This window comes from Pseudomonas sp. YuFO8 (assembly GCF_035065025.1).
Lineage (GTDB): Bacteria > Pseudomonadota > Gammaproteobacteria > Pseudomonadales > Pseudomonadaceae > Aquipseudomonas > Aquipseudomonas putida_AE.
The window spans coordinates 25,285-50,170 of the sequence record NZ_JAXDEQ010000039.1; the positions used below are offsets into that span (position 1 = coordinate 25,285).

Below are 24,886 nucleotides of genomic sequence, written 5' to 3' on the forward strand. Positions count from 1 at the left end.
GCCGAAAGCTACCGTTTTGGGGGCGTTTTGATACGGCCGTCCCAGGCGTGGTTACTGGGTTGACCCGAGGCGTTTTTCGAAAGTTCAGAGAAATTAGCCTGCTACCGAAAAAAACTGTGGCTGGCTTGGCGGGGGCTTAACAAGTAACTGTGGGAGCGAGCCGGCTCCGGGCGGCGTTCCGACGATGGACTACATGGCGCCGCGTGCACTCAGTCATCACGCGGTTTCGTTCACGACCATCGCGAGCAGGCTCGCTCCCACAGATGGATCAGTGTTTCTGCTTGTCGTTACCGGTCGACAAGTCGTGCAGATGACGACGGGACAACGCTAGAAAACGTGGGGTAGGGCCGATGTCTTCGGATATAGGTTATACAAAGGAAAATTTCGTGGCCGAGGTTATCCCTCACAGCCCAGCTCAGTCCAAATCGGTCGAGGGTAGTGGTCGTATCCGGGTGGCAATCCCAGCACCATTACTTGGTGTGCTTGAGCGTTCGATGTTAAAACGCCTGTACAGGATTCCGCTCATACGATAGCGAGTTATGAACGATGGCACCACGGAAGAACAGAGCACCAAAGGTTGTTGAAGAAGGAATCAGCGTAAGCACCCGCGACGACTTTTCTGATGTGACTAAGATTGAGCTGCTTGTGAGAGCGGCGAACCTCTGTTCGCGTTGCCATGTCTTCACGATTGGCTCCACAGATGCTGGTGACAGGAAAAATAGCATTGGTGTCGCTGCACACATTTGTGCGGCTGCGAGTGGGCCGGGTGCCAAGCGATATGACCCAAACCAAACGAAAGCTCAGAGAAGACATTTCGATAATGGTATCTGGATGTGCTACTCGTGCTCCAAGCTTATCGACAACGAAGAGACGTTTCACACAGTCGCTCATTTGAAAGAAATGAAGGCCCGTCATCAGGTCTACGTGTCTAGGCTGGTCGGTGTAGTGCCTATGGCACCATTTGAAGCCAAATCTGAAATTCGTGCGGGGATTCTTGAAGCAACCCACTTCCTGATTACGAAGGCAGGTAGTCCAGCAAATTTCGATGTCTCTGGAGTTGTAGAAGGCTATGAAGAATCAATAAATGGTATCGATCCAAACTTTAAGGTTGTCGTCACTGCTACAAGTGGTTCTGTCGTGCATCAGCTAATTCCAGTCGCTGACCCTGCACCAGAAATTCAGATAGTTTTTAATGATGATGAAGCCAATGCTTCTGCTGATCAAACATGGCAAGTCATGACTGAAGTGGGGGAACCTATTCGTATACCTACAAAGGATTTCAAATTCGTAGGATCGAAACTATTTGAACACCTTAATGAAGTTATTGTTGGGGGAACGCTGACGCTCACTCCCGGTAAAAGACGTCTTGAAACGTGCATCTATTTTGTAAGTGATGATGCAGAATTCGAGCTGGCTGCTACTGAATCATTCATGGGGAAGGGTACAAAGCAATTTGATATTGAAGGTTCTGCTTTAGACGGATTCTTGACTTATCAATATTTCATTCATGACCGCTACAAGGTGGACGCAACCTATACGTTCGACGTTGCTGGTTGGCTAGGGCAGCCGTTTAATAGTTTAAGGTATTATCACCGTATTAAACGAGCCTATGACTTCGTTGTAAAATACCCAAAGTCTAGGATTTCAGTTGAAATAGTTCTTAACGGTGAACCTATGCGTCTCTGGGATGGGACGTATGATGACTACACTGAAATTTTTGCTCGATTGAAGTAAATCGTAGAGGTTGCTGAGTGCTCTAGAACTATTGCCTCAAAAATCCCTAAGCAGCTCAGATTGAAAACCTTAGATTTGACGCTGCAAGATGAACGATGCATCGAACTCTACGCCCAGCTTTTCAAAGGTGATGTGATTCGCAAGCTTGATTATGGAGAGCAAATTTTCACTGCACGGATTGATGATAAAGAAAGCAAAGCTATTAAAGTTTTCTGCTCAGAAGAACAAGCTGAGATTGTGATTGCGAAATCTCCCACGATTGATTTTTTTGGTAATATCATCCAGTTGCCGAGGATGTCTAAAAAAGTAAGATGTTTCGATATCGTCTTCTTTTCAAGTATCAGAGAAGAAGACTGGCAGTCTCTGTGGTGTATGGGGAGAGCAAATCATTCTAGTGATTCGGTAATTTCCATTGTTCCTGATGAGATTCCGCTGCTTTGCAGTGATGAGGACGTTATACATGGATGAGCTTATGCTGATGGATCGGAGTCGCGTTCTTCATGAAGCACTTGAACAGAGTGGGTGGGAGAATCCCGAAGAAGTCATTCAACGTGTGAAGCGTCTCGACCTAGGGCTACCGGCTGAGGATGAATTCGCCGTCATCTGTAGCTGGCTTGGGAAGTGTTCGCTTGTACATAAACTGGATCAGCAGCAAATACCAAAATCTTCCCGAGAAATCTATCAGGTTCCCGATTTGCTGGCCGTTTTCAATACGGATAATAATCAATACAAAGTTTTGATTGAAGTAAAAACTAAGCAGGACAAAAACCTAACTCTCAGAGCGAGAGATAGGGAAAAACTAATAAAGTACGGTGAGTTACTGGGTATACCAATATTGTTTGCGTGGAAGTATCACAGCATTTGGACGCTTTTCGATATTTCACTATTTGAGAGATTTAATAAAAACTATCGAGTCAGCTTCTTTTCAGCTTTGTCGAATAGCTTAATGAGTTTGCTAGCGGGTGACATGCATTACCAACTAGGTGACGGTGTGGGGCTGCACCTGAAATTCAGGAAAGATGAAATTCATGAAAGCGATGGCGATACAGAGACTTGGAGAACTAGGATAGAAGATATTTATTTGCAGGACTACAATGGTGACAAAAATTACACGTTCTCACCTAGGACTCTTTCAATATTAAATACCTGCGAGCTAGATGAGAATACTGAGGTTGACGATGAAACTATTATGCAAAGTTTTACTGTGCGTTCCGAGGTTGGGAATGTCGCACATAGAGCAATAGAAACCTTGTTGAAGCTAAAAAAGTCTGATGCCGAAAATAATATACATTGGCGATCTTTGCTCGTTGATGAATCGCCCCTTCATTCCATTTCTAATTTTCAAAATGCGTTGAACGAAGCTCTTAGTCAGAAACTTGTTAAATACATTATTATTCAACAGCCACAAAAATATCCTTTATTCATTAAGGAAGATGATAAGACCGGGGGTAACTGATGTCAGTAAGTAAAGTTAAGGCGGCTCTGGTCGATTTCGTTAAAGGCGAAAAAGATAGAGCTATCGTTCTCAAAGGAGATTGGGGGACAGGCAAGACACATCTCTGGAAACAGGTTGTGCTTCAAAGCCGTGACTCGTTTCATAAACGTAATTATTCTTACGTTTCTCTTTTTGGTCTGAACAGCCTGAAGGACTTGAAGAAATCAATCTACGAAAACAAAGTTTACCGGGAACGTGCCCATATCGCTTCTGATGAAAGCTCGTTTGAAGAAAACCTTAAAGATATTTCAGGTCGATTTGCAGGATGGATGCGTAAAGGCTCATCGTTGTTCAATGATGTATCAGCATTGGGCGTTAAAGGTATTGGGCCTATGGTTGAAAGCCTTCAATTTATTCGTGTGACTGACACGCTTATCTGTCTAGACGATTTTGAGCGGAAAGGGTCAGGGCTGCATGATAGGGAGGTGCTTGGTTTAATCTCGCTTCTGGTGGAAAGCAAAAACTGCCGCGTCGTGATGCTGCTCAATGACGGCACCTTAAAATCCGGTGATGATTTCTTCTCTTATCATGAGAAAGTATTTGACTATGAAGTGACCTTCAATCCTTCAATAGATGAGTCGGTTAAACTTGTTTTTGGTTCTGGAAGTTTCTTTCACAGCACTCTGGCTGAAAATGTTACGAAGCTCGAAATCAACAATATAAGGTTGCTGAAAAAAATTGACTTTTTCGTAGGGTTGATTGAGAAAACATTGCAGGGGTGCAACGAGCACATAATTGAGAAGGCATTGCTTGTTCTGCCATTGGCTGTTTTAGCTAAATATGGTGGTGACGCTTCAAAGGTCGATCTAGACTTTATCATTGCTCATGGTCAGTTCCGGCGTACTTCTTTACCCGATTCTGATTCTACAAATGAAGATGATGAGGCTATAAGAATAGAAGCCGAAAAAACTACGTTTCTTCAAGAGTATGGTTTCATAAGATGCAGTGAATTTGATTTGGCTATCATAAATCTTGTGAAAAAAGGCTACGCTGACGAAGATTTGATAAAGAAGGTTGTAGAAGAAATTGAGCAGGAAATTCGACACAATAAGGACGTGGCTCTGCTACGTGATGCTTGGAGGATTTATAATTCATCATTTCAGGATAACGAGTCTGAGGTTCTCTTAGCATTTGAAAACGCCATTAAGGTAGGTCTTGAAAAGTTCTCCTTAGAAGACCTTGATTCGGTTGCTTTTCTATATTATGGCCTTGGTCGGGATGCTGAAATACAGCCAGTGATTGATAAATTCTTTTCTGAGGTTTATCCAAAGCATGGTGTTACTGATATAGACGATATCATTCAATGGCCTTCTAATTCCTATGTCAGACAGTCTTTAGAAGATTTCTTTGATGGCTTGGTGTTCAAAGGTAGCTTTTCTGAGTTTATGCAGGCTGCATTTGAAAACCCTAATAATAGCTATGAGATTATCAAGGGGCTTGCTAGCAAAGATGGTAATGACTTCTATAATTATTTTGCATCCTTGAATGATCATGCTTTTAGTTTTCATGCTCGATTGTTACTCAAGCTCGGTAATACTTCTTTCTCAAATCAAGATGATGCTTTGATATACAGAGATATTTTCATTAAAACATTTGAGGCTTTGAAAGAGCTTTCGGAAACGACTGCCCTGAATAAGCTACGAATGAGTAAATTTATGTCTTATGAACCATAGTATCTAAGAGAATTGAAAAAAATTCAGAAGGAAAAGAAGGAAGCTGCCGAAGCCGAAACCGCCCAAAATCCAGATTGATAGCTATTCCTGCTGAGTGTTCATAGATTTAAAAATCTTAATCTCCGCTTCGACAAATGCAGGTGTCTTGCCGACATCTGCATAAACCTCTTCACCTTCCTCAACTCGGATCACCTCAGACCCTTTGACGTAGGGTATGGCTGTTTCCGCTTCTTTTATAGCAGAGTGAATCAGACCTTCCGTGATGATGCTTTGATCTAGGCCATAGGCTTCCGCAAACGCCTTGATTTTCACTAGGTCTTGTTGGCGAATGGTTAGTGTGATTTCAACAAGCTTCGAGGTTTCGTGAGCCTTGTTTTCCCAGTTGCTGAGCATGGTCTTGAAGGTGTCCATGGGGTATCTCCGGCTTGGCTAGATGTGTTCGTAAATCTGTGACTGTCTTTACCACTCAAGGTTCGCTGAAATGATCGCTAACTCACGTTCTAGGCGGCTTTCAAGAGATCTTGAGTTTTTCCTATTGCGTGCTCGCTTTCTTCGTACAGCGGATCGCCTTCTTCATCCGTGGCGACCACGGTCGAACCTTTCACGTAGGGAAAGCTTTTTTCCAGCTCTTCCAGGGCGGCCCCGATCAGTTCGCCCAACAGTTCTTCGGGGCTGCGCTTGGGGTACATTTCGATGATCGCCGCAAGCCGTGCGGCAGCCTCCACGTCCAGATGAATCGAATAGCCTGTATCGGTCAGACGACCTTTGGCGTTTTCTTCCCAGTGGTTGGCAAGCTCGCGGATTTTCATAATGACCTCATTGCGCTCCTGCTCCAGGCAGGCGGGGAATGTCCGGCAGGCGCCGGCGACAGCCGTTGTACGGCTTACTCTTGAGACTAGCTTCAACGCCAAAGGTTTACAGGCCCTTCGTCGTCTTGCTTGTAAGAACCGGTCTGGAGCGGCACTCTTAAGGTTCCTGGTCGACCGGATTTTTCGCTGGAGAACTGTTGATGACCGATATTGATGCACGCTTGCGCGAAGACGTTCACCTGCTGGGTGAGTTGTTGGGCAATACCATTCGTGAACAGTACGGGGACGGCTTTCTCGACAAGATCGAGCAGATCCGCAAGGGCGCCAAGGCGGACCGCCGCGGCTCCATGGACGCCGAACTGAGCGCCAGCCTCAACCAGTTGACGGAGGACGAATTGCTGCCGGTGGCGCGGGCCTTCAACCAGTTTCTCAACCTGGCCAACATCGCGGAGCAGTACCAGCTGATTCACCGTCGCGAAGAATCCCAGGCCGCGCCCTTCGAAGCGCGGGTGCTGCCGGAGTTGCTCGCCCGCCTGCGCGCCGAAGGTCATGGCGCCGAGGCCCTGGCCCGGCAACTGGGTCGGCTGGAAATCGAACTGGTGCTGACCGCGCACCCGACCGAAGTCGCGCGCCGCACGCTGATCCAGAAATACGACGCCATCGCCGCGCAACTGGCAGCCCAGGACCATCGCGACCTGACCAGCGCCGAGCGCGAGCAGATCAAGTCGACCTTGCAGCGCCTGATCGCCGAAGCCTGGCACACCGAAGAAATTCGCCGCACGCGCCCGACGCCGGTCGACGAAGCCAAATGGGGCTTCGCGGTGATCGAGCATTCGCTGTGGCAAGCGATCCCCAATTACCTGCGCAAGGCCGACCAGGCCCTGCACGCTGCCACCGGCCTGCGTTTGCCACTGCAAGCCGCACCGATTCGCTTTGCCTCGTGGATGGGCGGCGACCGCGACGGCAACCCGAACGTGACGGCGGCGGTGACCCGGGAAGTGCTGCTGCTGGCGCGCTGGATGGCGGCCGATCTGTACCTGCGCGATGTCGATCACCTGGCTGCCGAGTTGTCGATGCAGCAGGCCAGCGAGGAATTGAAGGCCAAGGCAGGCGACAGCGCCGAACCCTATCGCGCCGTGCTCAAGCAGCTACGCGAACGCCTGCGGGCGACGAGAAACTGGGCGCACACCGCGTTGTCGACCCCGACGCCTGCCCCGGCCGATGTCTTGCAGAACAACCGCGAGCTGCTCGACCCGCTGGAGTTGTGCTACCACTCGCTGCATGAGTGCGGCATGGGCGTGATTGCCGACGGTCCGTTGCTCGATTGCCTGCGCCGGGCAGTGACCTTCGGCCTGTTCCTGGTGCGCCTCGATGTGCGTCAGGACTCGTCGCGCCATACCGCGGCCATGACCGAAATCACCGATTACCTTGGCCTGGGTCGCTATGAGGACTGGAGCGAAGAAGAGCGCATCACCTTCCTGACGCGCGAACAGAATAACCGTCGGCCCTTGCTGCCGGCCCACTACAAGCCCTCGGCCGACACCGCCGAAGTGCTCGCGACCTGCCGGGAAATCGCCGCCGCGCCAGGGGCGTCGCTGGGTTCCTACGTGATCTCCATGGCCGGTGCCGCTTCCGATGTGCTGGCCGTGCAGCTGTTGCTCAAAGAGTCAGGAGTGCTGCGGCCGATGCGCGTGGTGCCGCTGTTCGAAACCCTCGCCGACCTCGACAACGCCGGCCCGGTGATCGAGAAGCTGTTGCTGCTGCCGGGTTATCGCTCGCGCCTGCAAGGCCCGCAGGAAGTGATGATCGGTTATTCCGACTCGGCCAAGGACGCCGGGACCACGGCCGCCGCATGGGCACAATACCGGGCGCAGGAGCGGCTGGTGGATATCTGCCGCGAACAACAAGTGGAACTGCTGTTGTTCCATGGTCGCGGTGGCACCGTGGGGCGTGGTGGCGGCCCGGCCCACGCGGCGATCCTGTCGCAGCCACCCGGTTCGGTTGCTGGACGTTTCCGCACCACCGAGCAGGGAGAAATGATTCGTTTCAAATTTGGCCTGCCGGACATCGCCGAGCAAAACCTCAACCTGTACCTGGCCGCGGTACTCGAGGCGACCTTGCTGCCGCCACCACCACCAACGCCTGAGTGGCGCCACTTGATGGACGAATTGGCCGCCGACGGAGTCAGCGCCTACCGCGCCGTGGTGCGGGAAAATCCACAGTTCGTGGAATATTTCCGCCAGTCCACCCCGGAACAGGAACTGGGGCGCCTGCCGCTGGGCAGTCGTCCGGCCAAGCGCCGCGCTGGCGGGATCGAAAGCCTGCGGGCCATCCCGTGGATCTTCGGCTGGACCCAGACCCGCCTGATGCTGCCGGCCTGGCTCGGCTGGGAAGCGGCCCTGAGCAAGGCGCTGGAGCGCGGTGAAGGCGAACTGCTTGCGCAGATGCGTGAGCAATGGCCGTTCTTCCGCACCCGCATCGACATGCTGGAAATGGTCCTGGCCAAGGCCGACGCGGATATCGCGCGGTCTTACGATGAGCGGCTGGTCGAACCGGACTTGCTGCCGTTGGGCGCGCACTTACGCGACCTATTGTCGCAGGCATGCACCATCGTTCTCGGGCTGACCGGTCAGTCGCAGCTGCTGGCACATAGCCCAGCCACCCTTGAATTCATCCGCTTGCGCAACACGTACCTCGACCCGCTTCATCTATTGCAGGCCGAGTTGCTGGCACGCTCGCGGCAACGAGATGTGGCACAGGATAGCCCGGTAGAACAGGCGTTGCTGGTGTCTGTGGCGGGGATTGCCGCCGGTTTGCGCAATACCGGCTAAGGTTTTTTGTCGTGCTTTGGAGCATCCGGCGCGAGCGTCGGATGTGCTTCGATGGCGGGTGCAAAAGTGCTGCCAAGCGACAGTTAATGATGGGGTTGCGACTTGGGGAACCGGGTTACAGGGTCACGACAGGCAGCGGTTTCTCCGACTTTTGGCGGCTTGTGTGGGCGCAGCCTGCTGTGTATCTTGAGCAGCCTTTGGCCGTTTGGGCGGTCACGACCCTATTTTTGAGATTGGCCCCACGAGGCGAATCTGACGTTATCTAAATAAAAAATTGAGGAGCACATCGATGCGCGTCATTCTGCTGGGAGCTCCCGGGGCCGGTAAAGGTACTCAGGCTAAGTTCATCACCGAAAAATTCGGCATTCCACAAATCTCCACGGGCGACATGCTGCGCGCCGCGGTCAAGGCCGGCACCGAGCTGGGCATCAAGGCCAAGAGCATCATGGATGCCGGCGGCCTGGTGTCCGATGACTTGATCATCGCCCTGGTCAAGGACCGTATCGCCCAGCCCGACTGCGCCAACGGTTTCCTGTTCGACGGCTTCCCGCGCACCATTCCCCAGGCTGAAGCCCTGGTGACTGCTGGCGTCGAGCTGGATGCGGTGGTTGAAATCGCCGTTGAAGACGAAGAGATCGTGCAACGTATCGCCGGTCGCCGTGTTCACGAGGCCAGCGGCCGCGTTTACCACATCGTCTACAACCCGCCGAAAGTTGCCGGCAAGGACGACATCACCGGTGAAGAGCTGGTGCAGCGCAAGGACGACACCGAAGAAACCGTGCGTCATCGCCTGTCGGTCTACCATTCGCAGACCAAGCCGCTGGTGGCCTTCTACCAGGAGCTGTCGGCTGCCAATGGCAAGCCGAAGTACAGCCATATCGAAGGCGTCGGTTCGGTTGAAGCAATCACCGCCAAGGTGCTTGCAGCCCTGAGCTGAAAAATCGCTTGATCTTCCACGGCCCGCTTGCGGGCCGTAGTTGTTTATACTGACGCACTTTTTTCCGATCACTCTTGTGGATACATCGATGAGCACCTTGCTGGCCCTGGACACCGCGACTGAAGCTTGCTCCGTTGCCTTGCTGCATGACGGCAAAGTGACGAGCCATTACGAGGTGATTCCGCGCCTGCATGCACAGAAGCTGCTGCCGATGATCCAGCAGTTGCTCGCCGATGCCGGCACCACCCTGCAAGCGGTCGACGCCATCGCCTTCGGTCGCGGGCCGGGCGCGTTCACCGGCGTGCGCATTGCCATCGGTGTGGTGCAAGGCCTGGCGTTTGCGCTCGATCGCCCGGTGTTGCCAGTGTCGAACCTGGCCGTGCTGGCCCAACGCGCCTATCGCGAGCATGGTGTGAGCCAGGTCGCGGCGGCCATCGATGCGCGTATGGACGAGGTGTATTGGGGCTGCTACCGCGAGACGGCGGGGGAGATGCGCCTGGTCGGCGCTGAAGCGGTATTGCCACCGGAGTCGGCTGCCTTGCCGGCCGATGCCAGTGGCCAATGGTTCGGTGCAGGCACCGGCTGGGGTTATGCCGAGCGCATTGCTGTCGAGCTGAGTGGCCAGGATGAAGGCATGCTACCCCATGCAGAAGATTTGCTGACCCTGGCGCGGTTTGCCTGGGCGCGGGGCGAGGCGATCGTGGCGGATGAGGCGCAGCCGGTTTATTTGCGGGACAAGGTAGCGACGCCGAAGGCGCGTTAATACTCGAAACCGTGTCGTCCCATTCGCGAGCAAGCCCGCTCCCACAGGATCTCCGCTAACCCTGTGGGAGCGGGCTTGCTCGCGAAGGCGATCTATCTCACAAAGCCAATCGTCAGTTTGTAACTCCAGCTTTTAAACCTTTTGCCTTTTATGTGTTCTAGTTATCACTAGGCGGTTTGCGATGTGGCCTGGGTGCCACTAGACTGCCATTACTGATACCGAGCATGCACCTATGCGTATAGACGGCGTTTCCTCTCAGTCCTACCCCATCAAGCGCAAGCCTCGCAAAGACCAGGTAGTGCATGACGAGTCCGTCGATATCGAGGGTGAGCTGGAGTTTGCCAGCGAAGAACAACTGGCTTCCCGTGCCGCCAAGGCCGCCGCGCAAAAGCTCAGCAATCTTCCCGCCCGTCAGCAGGACATGCTTTATCACCGCGCGATGAGCAAGAGCGTGGCAACGGCGCTGGCCAGTTACCTGAGCACCGCCAGTTTCGTCGATTGGGATGCGCAAGTGCTGGGCCTCGACCTGTACATCTGATGCTGCCTTACTACCTCGGTTGTCCGTCCTGGAGTGAAAACGCCTGGCGCGATTACCTGTACCCGCCTGCGGCCAAACCCGCCGATTTTCTCAATCTCTATGCGCAAGTGTTCAATGCCGTGGAAGGCAATACGACCTTCTACGCGAGCCCGGCTGCCAGCACCGTGCAGCGCTGGGCCGAGGCCATGCCCGGACACTTTCGCTTCACCGCGAAGTTTCCCCGCGAGATCAGCCACGGCGGTGACCTGCGCGAACAACTGACCGCCGCCGAAACCTTCACCCAGCTACTCAGCCCCCTCGGTGAGCGGGTGTCCCCACTGTGGTTGCAGTTGTCGAAGAGCTTCACACCACAACGCTTGCCGGAGCTGGCCGGATTTATCGATGGGCTGCAGCGGCCACTGGCGGTGGAAGTGCGCCATGACGACTTTTTCGCCAAGGGTGACAGCGAGCGCGAACTCAATCGCCTTCTACTCGATCGCGGCGTCGAACGTATCTGCCTCGATCCCCGTGCGCTGTTCAGCTGTACCTCGACCGAGCCCTCGGTGCTTCACGCCCAATCGAAGAAACCCCGGGTGCCACCACGCCCGGCAGCGTTCACGCAATTTCCGCAGGTGCGTTTCATCGGTCATCCGCAGCTTGAAGCCAACGATCCGTTCCTGGAGCCGTGGGTAGAAAAAATCGCCCTGTGGATCGAAGAGGGTCGCACGCCCTACATCTTCCTGCACACCGCCGACAATCTGCTCGCGGCGAAACTGGCGCAACGTTTTCACACACGCCTGATGTTGCGACTGCCTGGCTTGCCGGCGCTGCCTGAGCTATACAGAGAGCCCGCGGCCGAGCAACTTGGCTTGCTCTGACAGCGGACTCGTTTTCCTGCACAGGAGCCTGCCAATGGATGCGCAAACCCTTCGAGCCCAAGCGTTCAGAGTCCTGCACGAACGCCAAGGGGCTTTTGTGATTCCCAATCCGTGGGACGCCGGCTCGGCGAAAATGCTCGCCAGCCTGGGTTTCGAGGCGCTGGCGACCACCAGTGCCGGTTACGCTTTTTCCCAGGGACGACCTGATGGCGGCCTGACGCTGGACGACACCCTGGCCAACGTCCGGGCGATTGTTGCCGCCACCGACCTGCCGGTCGCGGTCGATCTGGAAAACGGCTTTGCCGATGATCCCGCCGAGTGTGCACAAAGCATTCTGGCAGCCGCGGCCGCCGGTGCCGTCGGCGGTTCGATCGAAGACTTCACCGGCCGTGCAGAGGGGCCGATTTACTGCTTCGAACATGCCGTGGCGCGTATCGAGGCTGCCGTCGCTGCCGCCCGCAGCTTGCCCTTCGCGTTTACGCTGACAGCCCGGGCCGAGAATTACCTGCATGGCAATCCGGATCTGGCCGACACCATTCGCCGCTTGCAGGCGTTCGCCGAAGCCGGCGCCGACGTGTTGTATGCGCCAGGGTTGCGCAGCGCTGAAGAGGTATTGGCCGTGGTCCGCGCCGTGGCACCGAAGCCGGTCAATGTGTTGATGTCCGGCGGCTTGAAGCTGACGGTCGAGCAACTGGGCGAAATGGGCGTCAAGCGCATCAGTGTCGGCTCGGCGCTGGCCCTGGCGGCGTTAGGCGAGTTCTATCGCGCCGCCGAGGAGATCAAGACGTCGGGCACGTTCGGCTTCACGACGCGCTCCATGCCGTATGCCCAGGCCAATCAGTTTTTCAAAGGCTGACGATGCGGTTTCGCGGGTGGCTTTTGCTGTTGATCATTGCAGCGGCGGGAGTGGGCGTCTGGCGCGGCTGGATCTCCCTGCCGCCACAGTGGAATCCCTGGGCGCCGCTCGATGTGAAAGCTGAGCCTAACCTTCTGACCCGCTACAAACTGATGCGTCTGCGTGATGATCCGCAGCTGTGCGACCAGGCGTTGAGCAGCTCCGGTTTGCGCGTGACCCGTCAGGCCGATAGCCCGGACGCCAAATGTCCGCTGACCGATACCCTGCGTGTCCAGGGCAGTGACGTGGCCCTGAGCAGCAGTTTCCTCGCCAGTTGCCGCTTGGCGGTGTCGTTCGCCCTGTTCGAGCATCACGCGCTGCAACCCGCGGCGCAGGCGGTCTATGGGCAAGCCGTCACGCGGGTCGATCATCTCGGCAGCTTTGCCTGTCGCAATGTCTACAGTCGCGAGAATGGCAGGCGTAGCCAGCATGCGTCGGCTAATGCCCTGGATATCGCCGGTTTTCGCCTGGCTGACGGTCGGACCATCAGCGTGCTCAAGGATTGGCCGAAGGGTAACCAGGACGCCGCGTTTCTAAGGCAGGTCCGCGATGGCGCCTGTGGCCTGTTCAGTGTGGTGTTGAGCCCGGATTACAACGCCGCCCATCGCAATCACTTTCATGTCGATGTCGGGCCTTGGTGGGTCTGTCGTTGAGGCTCAGGCGGCCAGGCGCAGGTTCTGCAGCACGATCGGGCGTGCCCAGCGGCTGTCGAAATCGAGCTGTTTCTGTTGCTCCACCATCTCTTCGGGCGAGAATGGCGGGAAGGGCTTGTCCAGCAGCTCGAGTTCGAACTCGGCGATGGGCAGGTGCAGTGGGCGCGGTTGCGGCGCCGGGCCGGTTTCTGGCAACGGCTGGCCGCCGGTGAGCACGATCGGGCGCACCCAGCCGCTCTCGAAGTCCTGCTGTTTTTGCTGGGCAACGATTTCTTCAGGCGGGAAGGGCGGGAACGGCTTGTCGGCCAGGTCCATTTCGAATTCGGCAATCGGCAGGAACAGCGGCTCGGGCGGGCGGACTTCGGTGTCCTTCACGTCGCATTCGCGCTGGGAAACGATGTGGGCCAGCAGGTCGCTGCCTACGGTGGGCTCAACCGGGCTGTCGAGATCGACCGGTGGAAAATTCAACGATTCAGGCAGCACTGCTTCACCCGACTGATCGGCCAGCGCACGGGCAAAGAAATCCTGCCAGAGGTGACTGACGCCGCTCAGCGCCTGGGTGTTGCGCAGGTTGTAATCGCCGTAGGGCGAGATAAAGCCTGTGATTGTGGGTTGAATGTCTGACATTTCTCTCGGTCGACGCTCAGCTCTGGCAAAATGCTCGATAGTTTTGTTATCGGCCGTTTTTGCCGATCATTAATTTTTTGAGCGTGTTTTCCGATGATTGATCAACCAGCGGCCTGCCGCATCCATGTCGAGGCGCTGGGTGCGGCCTTCGAGCCCCAGGCCGAGCAATGGGCCGAGCGCCTGGGCCTGCCGCTGCAAGTGGCGGACGGCGAGTTCGCGTTGCAGGTGGGTGACCAGGGTTTGCAGCTGCAACAGCTGGGGCCGGACGCGCCCGGCCCGGTGCGGGTGGATTTCGTCGAGGGTGGCGCTGCGCATCGCCGGTTGTACGGTGGCGGCAGCGGGCAGATGATCGCCAAGGCCGTCGGTATCGCCCAGGGCGTGCGCCCGCGTGTGCTGGATGCCACCGCCGGGCTGGGCAAGGATGCGTTCGTGCTGGCGAGCCTGGGCTGCGAGATGAGCCTGATCGAGCGTCAGCCCTTGATCGGTGCCCTGCTCGAAGATGGCCTGGCCCGGGGCGCGGAAGATTTCGACGTGGCGCCGATCGTGGCGCGCATGCGCTTGCTCAAGGGCAACTCGATCGAGGTGATGCGCAATTGGGAAGGGGAGCCGCCGCAGGTGATCTACCTCGACCCGATGTTCCCCCATCGTGAGAAAACCGCCCTGGTGAAGAAGGAAATGCGCCTGTTCCGGCCGCTGGTGGGGGATGATCCGGATGCGCCGGCCTTGCTCGAAGCGGCGTTGGCGCTGGCCACCCACCGGGTGGTGGTGAAGCGCCCGCGCAAGGCGCCGTGCATTGAAGGGCCGAAGCCGAGTCATGCGCTGGATGGCAAATCCAGCCGGTATGACATCTATCCGAAGAAGGCGCTCAAGCCGTAAGACCGAGTCGCCTGCTTCGCGAGCAAGCCCGCTCCCACAGGGGTTTGTGTAACGCCTCGGATCCTGTGGGAGCGGGCTTGCTCGCGAATACGCCGGCACAATCACTACAAATCCATCAGGCTCACTCAGGCCGATAAGCCCGCATGAACAACCCCACCACTTCCTGCACATGGCTCTCCGCCGCATCGCCGGTCAACGGCTCGCCGCAACCGTAAAGCAAGCGGAAATTCGCCGCGCCCTTGAGCAGGCAGAAGAAGTGCTCCGCTGCGTTGCGCGGTTTATCGATGCTCAGCACGCCACTTTCGTCGATCCGCGCCAGCAACCGCTCCATGCCGTGCAGCATGCGCTGTGGCCCGGCCTCGAAGAAGATCAGCGAGAGTTTTGGGTCCTGGCTGCCCAGGGCCATGATCAACCGGTGCAGGTTCACCGACTCGTCGCTGTTGATCAGCTGGTGAAAGCCGCGGGCGATGTTCAGCAGCACCGTTTGCACGGCCACGCCTTCGGGCAATTCAAAGAACAGCGACGGCAATTGCTCCTCGCACTTGGCCACCACGGCAGCGGAGAACAGCGTCTCCTTGTCGTTGAAGTGGCTGTAGACCGTCAGCTTCGACACCCCGGCCTGCGCTGCAACGGCATCCATGCTGGTGTTGGCATAACCCTTGGTCAGAAACAGCGTCTTCGCTGCATCGAGGATCGCCTGGCGCTTGGCCAGATCCTTGGGGCGGCCCGGGCCATTGGGTGCTGAAAGATTGTTCGGCATATTCGCTTTTATTACTGGACTGGTGAGTTTGCTATTAATAACATACTCGTCAGTATAATTATTCCAAGCACCATTGGCGAAAGGTCCTTCACCATGTTCCGCTATGCCTTGCCCCTCGCGTTGCCAGTCAGCCTGGCGTTCTTATTGACCGCGTGTGGTCACGAGGAGGCGCCCGTGGCCAGCGTGCGCCCGGCCATGGTGGTCCAGCCAGAGCCTTCGGCCCAGGCGATGGAAAGTTATCCCGGTGAAGTGCGCGCCCGTTTTGAACCGGACCTGGCGTTCCGCATTGGCGGCAAAGTCAGCCGACGACTGGTCGACGAAGGGCAGCGGGTCAAGGCCGATCAACCACTGGCAGAACTCGACCCCCAGGACGTGCGCCTGCAACTGGAAGCCACCCGCGCCCAGGTCGCGGCCGCCGAGGCCAACCTGAACATGGTGCGCGCCGAACGTGATCGTTACAAAACGCTGATGGAGCGGCAGCTGGTCAGCCGCTCGCAGTACGACAATCACGAAAACCTGTACCGCTCCGGTGAAGCGCGCCTTAAACAGATCAAGGCCGAATTCAACGTCTCGACCAACCAGGCCAGTTACGCGGTATTGCGCGCGCCGCAGGATGGCATCGTTGCCAAGCGTGCGGTGGAAGTCGGGCAAGTGGTCGCGGCCGGGCAAACAGTGTTCACCCTGGCCACCGATGGCGAGCGTGAAGTGTTGATCAGCCTGCCGGAGCAGAGCTTCGGCCGCTTCAAGGTCGGCCAGCCGGTGGCAGTGGAGTTGTGGACGCAACCGGATCAACGCTTCGCCGGACACATCCGCGAGCTGTCGCCGGCCGCTGATCCCAAGTCCCGCACCTTCGCTGCACGTATCGCCTTCAATGCCGGCAAGGTGCCGGCCGAACTCGGCCAGAGCGCCCGTGTCTTCGTGCAGACGGCCGAAGCCGTGGCGTTGTCGGTGCCACTGTCGGCGCTGACTGCAGAAAACGGCGTGACCTACGTCTGGGTCGTCAGCGCCAACAACACCTTGAAGAAGACCCCGGTGCGGGTCGGCGCCTTCGGTGAGAAAACCGTTCCGGTGCTCGAGGGCCTCAATGCCAGCGACTGGGTGGTGGCCGCCGGCGTCCATGTGCTTCTCGACGGGCAGGCCGTACGCCCGGTGGATCGCTCCAACCGCGTGGTCAATCTGGCGGACAAGGAGTAATCCCCGATGGGTTTCAATCTTTCCGCCTGGGCACTGCGCAATCGCCAGATCGTACTGTTCCTGATGCTCTTGCTGGCGATCGTCGGCGCATTGTCCTACACCAAGCTGGGTCAAAGCGAAGACCCGCCCTTCACCTTCAAGGCCATGGTGATCCGCACCAACTGGCCGGGAGCAACGGCGCAGGAAGTCTCGCGCCAGGTCACCGAACGCATTGAAAAGAAGCTGATGGAAACCGGCGAGTACGAGCGCATCGTGTCGTTCTCCCGCCCCGGTGAATCCCAGGTAACCTTCATCGCCCGTGACTCCATGCACTCGGTGGATATCCCGGAACTCTGGTATCAGGTGCGCAAGAAGGTCAGCGACATTCGTCATACCCTGCCGCCGGGTATCCAGGGGCCGTTCTTCAACGATGAATTCGGCACCACCTTCGGCAATATCTACGCACTGACCGGCGAAGGTTTCGATTACGCCGTGCTCAAGGACTACGCCGACCGCATCCAGATCCAGCTGCAGCGGGTCAAGGATGTAGGCAAGGTCGACCTGCTCGGTTTGCAGGACGAGAAGATCTGGATCGAGCTGTCCAACGTCAAGCTCGCCACCCTCGGGCTGCCCTTGGCGGCGGTGCAACAAGCCCTTGAAGAACAGAATGCGGTGTCCACCGCGGGGTTCTTTGAAACCACCAGCGAGCGATTGCAGCTACGGGTCTCGGGGAATTTTCAGACGGTAGAGGAGATCAAGAACTTCCCGATTCGCGTCGGCGATCGGACGTTCCGCATCTCGGATGTCGCGAACGTGCGTCGCGGGTTCAACGATCCACCGGCTCCGCGCATGCGCTTCATGGCTGAAGACGCCATCGGCCTGGCGGTGGCGATGAAGGACGGTGGTGACATCCTGGTGCTGGGCAAGGCCCTGGAAATCGAGTTTGCCCGTATCCAGAAGAATCTCCCGGCCGGCATGCAATTGCGCAAGGTCTCCGACCAACCGGCCGCGGTGAAAACCGGGGTCGGCGAGTTCGTCCAGGTGTTGGTCGAAGCGCTGGCCATCGTGTTGCTGGTGAGCTTCTTCTCCCTCGGTGTGCGCACCGGCATGGTGGTGGCCCTGGCCATTCCGCTGGTGCTGGCGATGACGTTCGCCTGCATGTATTACCTGGGGATTGGCCTGCACAAGATTTCCCTCGGCGCACTGGTGCTGGCGCTGGGCTTGCTGGTGGACGACGCCATCATCGCCGTGGAAATGATGGCGATCAAAATGGAGCAGGGCTTCGACCGGATCAAGGCGGCGAGCTATGCCTGGACCAGTACCGCCTTCCCGATGCTCACCGGCACGCTGATCACCGCCGCCGGCTTCCTGCCGATCGCCACCGCGCAATCGGGTACCGGCGAATACACCCGTTCGATCTTCGAAGTGGTGACCATTGCGCTGCTGGCATCCTGGGTGGCGGCGGTGCTCTTCGTGCCGTACCTGGGGGAAAAACTCCTGCCGGACCTGGCGAAAATTCATGCAGCCAAACACGGAGCCGGCCAACCCGATCCTTACGCTACGCCGTTTTATCAGCGCGTTCGGCGTCTGGTGGAATGGTGCGTGCGCTGGCGTAAAACCGTGATCACCGCGACCGTGGTGCTGTTCATTGCCTCCATCGTGCTGTTCCGCTTCGTGCCGCAACAGTTCTTCCCGGCATCCGGCCGTCTGGAGTTGATGGTCGACCTGAAGCTGGCCGAAGGCGCATCCCTGAGCAATACGGCCGAAGAGGTCAAGCGCCTCGAAGCGTTGCTCAAGGACAAAGCCGGGATCGACAACTACGTAGCCTACGTCGGCACCGGTTCACCGCGTTTTTACCTGCCATTGGATCAGCAGCTGCCCGCCGCGAGCTTCGCCCAGTTTGTCGTCCTGGCGAAAACCATCGAGGATCGCGAACCCCTGCGCACCTGGCTGATCACCACCCTCAACGAACAATTCCCGGCCTTGCGCTCGCGGGTCACGCGCCTGGAAAACGGCCCGCCGGTTGGCTATCCGGTGCAGTTCCGGGTGACCGGTGAGCACATCGAGGAAGTCCGCGCACTGGCCCGCAAAGTCGCGGCCAAGGTTCGCGAAAACCCCCATGTGGTCAACGTCCACCTGGACTGGGAAGAGCCGAGCAAGGTGGTGTACCTGAACATTGATCAGGACCGTGCGCGGGCCCTGGGGGTGAGCACGGCGAACCTGTCGAAGTTCCTGCAGAGCTCGCTGACCGGTTCCAGCGTCAGCCAGTACCGCGAAGACAACGAGTTGATCGAGATCCTGTTGCGCGGCACCTTGCACGAGCGCACCGAGCTGTCGCTGCTGCCAAGCCTGGCGGTGCCGACCGACAATGGCCGCAGCGTGGCCCTGTCGCAGATTGCGACCCTGGAATACGGCTTTGAAGAAGGCGTGATCTGGCACCGCAATCGCCTGCCCAACGTCACCGTGCGTGCCGATATCTATGGCAAGGAACAACCGGCGACTTTGGTGCAACAGATCATGCCGACACTTGATCCGATCCGCGCTGAACTGCCCGACGGCTACTTGCTGGATGTCGGCGGTACCGTGGAAGACTCGGCACGCGGGCAGAACTCGGTGAAGGCTGGCGTGCCGTTGTTCATCGTGGTGGTGTTGACCTTGCTGATGCTGCAGTTGCGCAGTTTCTCACGCACGGCAATGGTGTTCCTGACGGCGCCCTTGGGCTTGATCGGAGTGACGCTGTTCCTGATGGTGTTCCGCCAGCCGTTCGGCTTTGTGGCCATGCTCGGGACCATCGCGCTGTCGGGGATGATCATGCGTAACTCGGTGATCCTGGTGGATCAGATCGAGCAGGACATCGCTGCCGGGCTGAAACCCTGGCAGGCGATCATCGAGGCCACGGTGCGGCGGTTCCGGCCGATTGTGTTGACCGCGCTGGCGGCTGTTCTGGCGATGATACCGCTGTCGCGCAGTGTGTTCTTCGGGCCGATGGCGGTGGCGATCATGGGTGGTTTGATTGTGGCGACGGCGTTGACGCTGTTGTTTTTGCCGGCATTGTATGCGGCCTGGTTCCGGGTCAAGAAAGAGCCGATCTGACCTTGGGCGGCCTTCGGGCCGACCCTTTGCTCGCGGCTGTACCCGATCTACTGTAGGCGCTGGCTTGCCGGCGATGGCGGTCTGACAGCCAACCCGAGCCAGCGGAATTTCCTACAGCCATATCAGAACCGTCCGATATTGAGCCCCAGAGGCCCGGATGTTGTACTCAAGATTCGGTTTCACGAGTTCTGAGACAGCACCAATGAAAAAGCCACCCATGCTGAAGGGGAGGTCAGACCCGGTTTTCGATTTGCTGACAAAATCGCCACACAAGGAACGCCGAAAGCCCGCACAGCGCAGTACGCCAGCCTGTTGCTCGCCGGGTGTTCTGCGGGTCAACGATGACGTGGTGGTGCAGGACGGCCAGGGCAATACGGTTCATGTTCCGCCTCCCGCCGCGGGGCTCGCGGCTCGATTGCGGGTGCTGTCGAGGTGGATCAATCAATCCCATGACGATCCGCATCGCGCGGATTACCTGCACCCGTTGATCAAGGGTATCGCGCTGCATTTCGCGCTGGGTTATGAGCATCCATTTCGTGATGGCAACGGTCGCGTCGCACGGGCGTTGTTCTACTGGTTCATGTTCAAGAATGATTTCTCGGCGTTTCGTTACATCGCGATCAGCGTCTTGCTGCGCAATGCGCCGGTGAAATACGGACGCTCCTATCTCAATAGCGAAGCGGATGACCTGGACTTGACGTACTTCATCGATTTCCAGTGTTGGGTGGTGCTGCGTGCTGTCAGCAGCTTTACCGAGGCTTATAGGAAAAGTCTGGTTAATGCCGAGAGCTTTGATCGTTGGTTGTCGGAGTCCGGGTTTTTTGAGCGGGTAGGAGCTGCCGAAGGCTGCGATCTTTAGATCTTGTTTTTTAAATCAAAATCAAGAGATCGCAGCCTGCGGCAGCTCCTACAGGTGGTTGTTACAGTGTGCCGAATACTTTCTTGGCCAAACTGGTCGCCGCAGCCGCCGGGTTCTGGCGGATGGTTTCTTCCTGTTTGCCGATCATCTCGAACAAGCCGTTCAACGCCTGTTCGGTCACATAGTTCTCGACGTTGGCACTCTTCGCGTCGATCACGCCCATGGTCGCGGCCTGGCCGGCGAACGAGTTGTATTGTTGGGCCAGGCCGACCTGGTCGGTGGCTTGCTTGACGATCGGCAGGAACCTGGCGCGGATCTGTTCGCGGCTGGTCTTGTTCAGGTACTGGGTGGCTGAGTCATTGCCGCCACTGAGGATGCCCTTGGCGTCTGCAACGGACATTTTCTTCACCGCGTCGACGAGGATCGGCTGGGCCTGGGTCACGGCGGTTTCCGCCGCTTTGTTCATGCTGGTTTCCAGTTGATCGACTTGATCGCCCATGCCGAATTGTTTCATTTTGCTGGCGACCTTGCCCAGTTTGCCCGGCAGCTCGATCTTCACGTCCGGGTTATTGCTGAAGCCGCCCGGGGTGCCGAGTTGTTTCACGGCCAGTTGCGCGCCTTGGGTCAGGGCGTCCTTGAGTCCGCCGGTGGCGTCTTTCTGCGACAGGTCAGTGAGGGACAGCGCCATAGCGCTGGCAGAGATCATCAAACCTGCGCACAGGGCGGTAAAACGGATTTTTTTCATGAAGCGGATCCTTGTCATTGGCGCCTGAAGAAGAGCAGCGCCAACGACAATTTAACGGATTTCGCCTGCAATATCGCCTCGCAAACCGATCCAGGCACCTGGCATTACATCAGGCATCCGGCTGCGCGGTTGCGGCGACGTTGTCGACCCGTATGTCCAGTGGCTGCAAATAGTCGACACCCAACTCTACCGGGTAGCGTTCAGTGTTGATAAAGATGAGCCGTCCTTCGTTTTCGATTTGTGCACGGATTGCGTAGGTGTGACCTGGCTGAATATCCGCGGTGCTGTACTCAAGATTGAAACTCAACCCGGCGGTCTCAGCATTGCGGGTAACCTGGACAGCGAGCTGCCTGGCCGGTGCATCAGCCAGGGAGACGTCCTCCAGGCTGACTTGAAGTGTCGAGTTCGGTGCGAGCCCAATCCTCTGCAGATAGTGAACGGTACCGTTGATGCTCTTGGTGTGTTCGTTGTTCATCATGATTTCCTTATCCAATGATTCGTCGAAGATGACGAGTGCCAAGCATATGGTTGAATTAGCCAAACCCCTGTAGGGGAATTCGGCAAATCCACGACGAATCTTCCTGAACATCCATGTTCAGGGTCGTCAGGAATTTCAGGGCGCGGTGGGTGGCGGTTGATCCGCCGCATCTTCACTGCGATGCAACGCCACCTGACGGATCGACAAGCGAATCTCCGCCGGCAATACCCGCTTGGCCGCGCCTTCTGCCAGTTCACCGAGCAGTTCGTGGTAGCTCAGCTTGCCGGCTTCGTCGCGCTTGAGCACTTCAAGGTCGAGCATCGTCTGGATGAAGTGGCGGAACAGGCTCTTGTCGAAGAATTCCGGGGCGTTCAGGCCATGCAGGATCGACAGGCGCTGGGCCATGACCGTGCACAGGTCTTCCAGCTCTTCGGCGCTGATGCTGTTCTGGCCGCTGTTGAGCAGCAGGGAGACGGTCATGTAGAAGCGCTGCAAGGTCTGGGCGATGCTTTTCGACAGCAGCGTCAGCAATACGAAATGCCGTGAACTTGGTGCCGGGCGCAGGTAGACGTCGTTCTCGAAGCGCAACAGACCTTGCTCGACGAAGGCTTGCAGCCACTGGTCGATCACCGCATCCAGCTCGTCCAGCGACCAGCGAATGAACAACTCTGCTTGCAGGTAGGGGTACAGCGCACGGGTGTAGCGCAGGATCTGTTCGCGGCTCATGCGCGACGCGCTCTGGAAGAAACTCGCCAGCAGCGCCGGCAGCGCAAAGATGTGCAGCACGTTGTTGCGGTAGTAGGTCATCAGGACGGCGTTCTGCTCGTCCAGATAGAGAATCTTGCCCAAGGCATCGCTCTGCTCGGAGAGCAGGTCCATGTCCTTCACATGCTCGATCAACGCCCGGCCGTCACCTTCCGGCAACGTGGTGTGCGGTGAGTACGGGACTTTGCGCAACAACGCCAGGTACAGGTCGAGCACCCGCGCCATGGCGCGATCGTCCAGGGCCAGGCGGCTGGTGGACAGTAGCGCCAGCGCGACCAGGTTGACCGGGTTGATCGCCGCCGCTTCGTTCAAGTGCTGTGCGACTTTCTCACCGAGGCGGTTGGTGGTTTCGTTGAGCCAGGCGGGTTTGAACTGCGGGCCCAGTTCCTGCTTGCGCCAGTCCGGCTGTTCGCTGTCGAGGAATTCCGCGAGTTTGATCGGCTCACCGAAGTTCACCGCGACCTGACCGAAGCGCTGCTTGAGGGCGCCGATGACTTTGAAGATGTCGAAGATCGATTCTTTCTTCTTGGTCGCGCCACGCAACTCGCCAAGGTAGGTGCGGCCTTCCAGCACGCGCTCGTAACCGATGTACACCGGCACGAAGACGATGGGCATGCGCGACGAGCGCAGGAAGCTGCGCAGGGTGATCGCCAGCATCCCGGTCTTCGGCTGCAGCATGCGCCCTGTGCGCGAACGGCCGCCCTCGACGAAGTACTCCACCGGGAAGCCCTTGGTGAACAGGGTATGCAGGTACTCGTTGAACACCGAGGTGTACAGCGGGTTGCCCTTGAACGTGCGGCGCATGAAGAACGCGCCGCCACGGCGCAGCAGGCTGCCGATCACCGGCATGTTCAGGTTGATACCGGCGGCGATGTGCGGCGGGGTCAGGCCGTTGCGAAACAGCAGGTACGACAGCAGCAGGTAGTCGATGTGGCTGCGGTGGCACGGGACGTAGATCACTTCGTGACCCTGGGCGACCTTCTGTACGCCTTCGATGTGGTTGACCTTGATGCCGTCGTAGATCTTGTTCCAGAACCAGCTCAGCACCACTTCCAGGAAACGGATAGCAGTGTAGGTGTAGTCCGAGGCGATCTCGTTGCCATAGCGCAGGGCCTGGGCCTTGGCTTTCTCCGGCGAGATGTTCTCGCGCTCGGCTTCGTCGAGGATCGCTTGCCGGACCAGGGGCTGGTTGACCAGGCCCTTGACCAGGTTGCGCCGGTGGGAAATGTCCGGGCCGATCACTGCGGCCTTCAGGTTGCGGAAGTGCACCCGCAGGATACGCTGGGCCATGCGCACGGTGCGCTCGTGGCCCTTGTTATGGTCGATCAGTTCGCGCAGGTGGATGGGCGCGGAGAACTGCACGCGGGTCTTGCGTCCCAGCACGATGATGCTGAGCAGGCGACGCAGGCGCCCGGTGACCGCCCAGCTGTCGGCGAACAACAGTTTCCATGGACTGTTTTCGCTGTCCGGCGACTGGCCCCAGAACACGCTGACCGGAATGATCTGCGCGTCTTCGGCGGCGTTCTGGCTCAAGGCGCTGACCAGGCGGGTCAGGGTGGGTGGCGCGCCGCGCTTGTCCTGGCGGCCGAGCCAGTCCGGGTCCGGGGTCAGGTAGAAGAACGCGGCCGGTTCCAGCAGGTTGCCCACCGATACCGGCAACACCGGGCGCGGCAGGCCGGCCTTGGTGCATTCGGTGTCGACCACGGCGAGGTCGGTCAGCGAAGGGTTTTGCAGGACGTAGAACACCGGACGACTGCGGTCGAGGTTGAGGGTGAACGACGACTGGTTGATCGTCTCCGAGCGAACCCAGAGGTACAACAGTCGGCGCAGGGTGCCAAACACAAGACGGCGGAACGGGGAACGGGTCATACGGCTTCTGCGTGAGTGAATAAAACCGAGCGGTTGCTCGGGCGCTCGATAGTGTGCCGTATTCATCGAAAATCGGCAAAAAAGCGGTCAACCAATCTGTAGTTGAGAGTTTCTGTGCCTGTCATATACTCGGCCGCTCAAAATAAAAACAACGGGGGTACTGAAAATGGCTACGCGCGAAACCGGCAACGTGAAGTGGTTCAACGACGCCAAGGGCTACGGCTTTATTCAACGCGAGGACGGGGTGGACGTGTTCGTGCATTACCGCGCGATTCGCGGCGAAGGGCATCGTTCGCTGACCGAAGGCCAGCAGGTTGAATATGGGGTGGTGACTGGCGAGAAGGGGTTGCAGGCCGAGGATGTGGTGGGGCTGTAACCCATTCTTCAGACCACAAAAAAACACTGTGGGAGCGAGCCTGCTCGCGATGAGGCCGTGTCAGTCGACATCAACGTTGA

General features: G+C 57.5%; 22 protein-coding genes and 2 pseudogenes. 16 read left to right on the top strand and 8 right to left on the bottom strand.

The window, feature by feature from the left end; genetic code table 11:
* Positions 1-268: 268 nt before the first annotated feature.
* Positions 269-367: pseudogene (locus tag SOP95_RS25555) on the bottom strand (pilin assembly protein); the annotation flags it as partial.
* 179 nt (positions 368-546) lie between these two features.
* Between SOP95_RS25555 and SOP95_RS25560 the strand changes: the two are divergent.
* The 4 genes from SOP95_RS25560 to SOP95_RS25575 are packed head-to-tail and all read left to right on the top strand — an operon-like array spanning position 547 to position 4,902.
* Complete coding sequence (locus tag SOP95_RS25560) at positions 547-1,734, top strand: hypothetical protein (protein ID WP_323608733.1); 1,188 nt, start codon at positions 547-549, stop codon at positions 1,732-1,734.
* Positions 1,735-1,794: 60 nt separating this feature from the next.
* A complete protein-coding gene (locus tag SOP95_RS25565) occupies positions 1,795-2,202 on the top strand; it encodes a hypothetical protein (protein WP_323608734.1) in 408 nt (135 codons plus the stop codon).
* Entirely contained in the window at positions 2,195-3,190 is a 996-nt protein-coding gene (locus tag SOP95_RS25570; RefSeq protein WP_323608735.1) for a hypothetical protein, read from the top strand. Before SOP95_RS25565 ends, SOP95_RS25570 begins: the two co-directional genes overlap by 8 nt.
* A complete protein-coding gene (locus SOP95_RS25575) occupies positions 3,190-4,902 on the top strand; it encodes a hypothetical protein (RefSeq protein WP_323608736.1) in 1,713 nt (570 codons plus the stop codon). The genes SOP95_RS25570 and SOP95_RS25575 overlap by 1 nt, the downstream gene beginning before the upstream one ends.
* Positions 4,903-4,983: 81 nt before the next feature.
* On the opposite strand, the gene SOP95_RS25580 is transcribed toward SOP95_RS25575, so the two are convergent.
* Positions 4,984-5,313, bottom strand: coding sequence for a hypothetical protein (locus SOP95_RS25580; protein ID WP_323608737.1), 330 nt, complete (start codon positions 5,311-5,313; stop codon positions 4,984-4,986).
* Positions 5,314-5,402: 89 nt separating this feature from the next.
* On the bottom strand, positions 5,403-5,711 hold the full coding sequence (locus SOP95_RS25585; protein ID WP_323608738.1) for a hypothetical protein: 309 nt from the start codon (positions 5,709-5,711) through the stop codon (positions 5,403-5,405).
* Between the two features lie 200 nt (positions 5,712-5,911).
* Between SOP95_RS25585 and ppc the strand changes: the two genes are divergently transcribed.
* The 7 genes from ppc (at position 5,912) to SOP95_RS25620 (ending at position 13,185) form a co-directional block, all read left to right on the top strand.
* Positions 5,912-8,542, top strand: a complete 2,631-nt coding sequence (gene ppc / locus SOP95_RS25590) for a phosphoenolpyruvate carboxylase (RefSeq protein WP_323608739.1) — start codon at positions 5,912-5,914, stop codon at positions 8,540-8,542.
* A 289-nt stretch (positions 8,543-8,831) separates the two neighbouring features.
* Entirely contained in the window at positions 8,832-9,479 is a 648-nt protein-coding gene (gene adk / locus SOP95_RS25595; protein WP_274077190.1) for an adenylate kinase, read from the top strand.
* Between the two features lie 88 nt (positions 9,480-9,567).
* Positions 9,568-10,242: a tRNA (adenosine(37)-N6)-threonylcarbamoyltransferase complex dimerization subunit type 1 TsaB gene (tsaB, locus tag SOP95_RS25600; RefSeq protein ID WP_274077189.1), complete on the top strand. Its 675-nt coding sequence runs from the start codon at positions 9,568-9,570 to the stop codon at positions 10,240-10,242.
* A gap of 232 nt (positions 10,243-10,474) precedes the next feature.
* Complete coding sequence (locus SOP95_RS25605; RefSeq protein ID WP_274077188.1) at positions 10,475-10,780, top strand: hypothetical protein; 306 nt, start codon at positions 10,475-10,477, stop codon at positions 10,778-10,780.
* Positions 10,780-11,637: a DUF72 domain-containing protein gene (locus SOP95_RS25610; protein WP_414919780.1), complete on the top strand. Its 858-nt coding sequence runs from the start codon at positions 10,780-10,782 to the stop codon at positions 11,635-11,637. The genes SOP95_RS25605 and SOP95_RS25610 overlap by 1 nt, the downstream gene beginning before the upstream one ends.
* 34 nt (positions 11,638-11,671) lie before the next feature.
* The gene (locus SOP95_RS25615) at positions 11,672-12,493 is read left to right on the top strand and encodes an isocitrate lyase/PEP mutase family protein (protein ID WP_274077187.1); all 822 of its coding nucleotides are present in this window, start codon (positions 11,672-11,674) and stop codon (positions 12,491-12,493) included.
* Positions 12,494-12,495: 2 nt separating this feature from the next.
* Positions 12,496-13,185 carry an extensin-like domain-containing protein gene (locus SOP95_RS25620; protein ID WP_274077186.1) on the top strand — a complete coding sequence of 230 codons (690 nt, stop codon included), beginning with the start codon at positions 12,496-12,498 and terminating at the stop codon, positions 13,183-13,185.
* 3 nt (positions 13,186-13,188) lie between these two features.
* Here SOP95_RS25620 and SOP95_RS25625 read toward each other — a convergent pair whose 3' ends face one another.
* Complete coding sequence (locus tag SOP95_RS25625; protein WP_323608740.1) at positions 13,189-13,812, bottom strand: energy transducer TonB; 624 nt, start codon at positions 13,810-13,812, stop codon at positions 13,189-13,191.
* A gap of 93 nt (positions 13,813-13,905) precedes the next feature.
* Between SOP95_RS25625 and SOP95_RS25630 the strand changes: the two genes are divergently transcribed.
* Positions 13,906-14,688: a class I SAM-dependent methyltransferase gene (locus SOP95_RS25630; RefSeq protein ID WP_406591885.1), complete on the top strand. Its 783-nt coding sequence runs from the start codon at positions 13,906-13,908 to the stop codon at positions 14,686-14,688.
* 121 nt (positions 14,689-14,809) lie between these two features.
* Here SOP95_RS25630 and SOP95_RS25635 read toward each other — a convergent pair whose 3' ends face one another.
* A complete protein-coding gene (locus tag SOP95_RS25635) occupies positions 14,810-15,448 on the bottom strand; it encodes a TetR/AcrR family transcriptional regulator (RefSeq protein WP_323608741.1) in 639 nt (212 codons plus the stop codon).
* Positions 15,449-15,541: 93 nt separating this feature from the next.
* On the opposite strand from SOP95_RS25635, the gene SOP95_RS25640 reads away from it, so the two are divergent.
* From SOP95_RS25640 to SOP95_RS25650, 3 genes and pseudogenes are all read left to right on the top strand, one after another.
* Positions 15,542-16,642, top strand: coding sequence for an efflux RND transporter periplasmic adaptor subunit (locus tag SOP95_RS25640; protein WP_323608743.1), 1,101 nt, complete (start codon positions 15,542-15,544; stop codon positions 16,640-16,642).
* Between the two features lie 6 nt (positions 16,643-16,648).
* Positions 16,649-19,714 (top strand): efflux RND transporter permease subunit, encoded by a 3,066-nt coding sequence (locus tag SOP95_RS25645; RefSeq protein ID WP_274077182.1) that lies wholly within the window; start codon positions 16,649-16,651, stop codon positions 19,712-19,714.
* A 316-nt stretch (positions 19,715-20,030) separates the two neighbouring features.
* Positions 20,031-20,573: pseudogene (locus tag SOP95_RS25650) on the top strand (Fic family protein); the annotation flags it as partial.
* A gap of 61 nt (positions 20,574-20,634) precedes the next feature.
* Here SOP95_RS25650 and SOP95_RS25655 read toward each other — a convergent pair.
* The 3 genes from SOP95_RS25655 to plsB all read right to left on the bottom strand — a co-directional run bounded on the left by SOP95_RS25655 (position 20,635) and on the right by plsB (position 24,430).
* The gene (locus SOP95_RS25655) at positions 20,635-21,318 is read right to left on the bottom strand and encodes a DUF4197 domain-containing protein (RefSeq protein ID WP_323608744.1); all 684 of its coding nucleotides are present in this window, start codon (positions 21,316-21,318) and stop codon (positions 20,635-20,637) included.
* A gap of 109 nt (positions 21,319-21,427) precedes the next feature.
* Complete coding sequence (locus SOP95_RS25660) at positions 21,428-21,793, bottom strand: YbaY family lipoprotein (RefSeq protein WP_323608745.1); 366 nt, start codon at positions 21,791-21,793, stop codon at positions 21,428-21,430.
* Positions 21,794-21,931: 138 nt separating this feature from the next.
* Positions 21,932-24,430, bottom strand: coding sequence for a glycerol-3-phosphate 1-O-acyltransferase PlsB (gene plsB / locus SOP95_RS25665; RefSeq protein ID WP_274077179.1), 2,499 nt, complete (start codon positions 24,428-24,430; stop codon positions 21,932-21,934).
* 166 nt (positions 24,431-24,596) lie between these two features.
* Here plsB and SOP95_RS25670 point away from each other — a divergent pair, with 166 nt between their 5' ends.
* Positions 24,597-24,806, top strand: a complete 210-nt coding sequence (locus SOP95_RS25670; protein ID WP_008035470.1) for a cold-shock protein — start codon at positions 24,597-24,599, stop codon at positions 24,804-24,806.
* Positions 24,807-24,886: the final 80 nt, after the last annotated feature.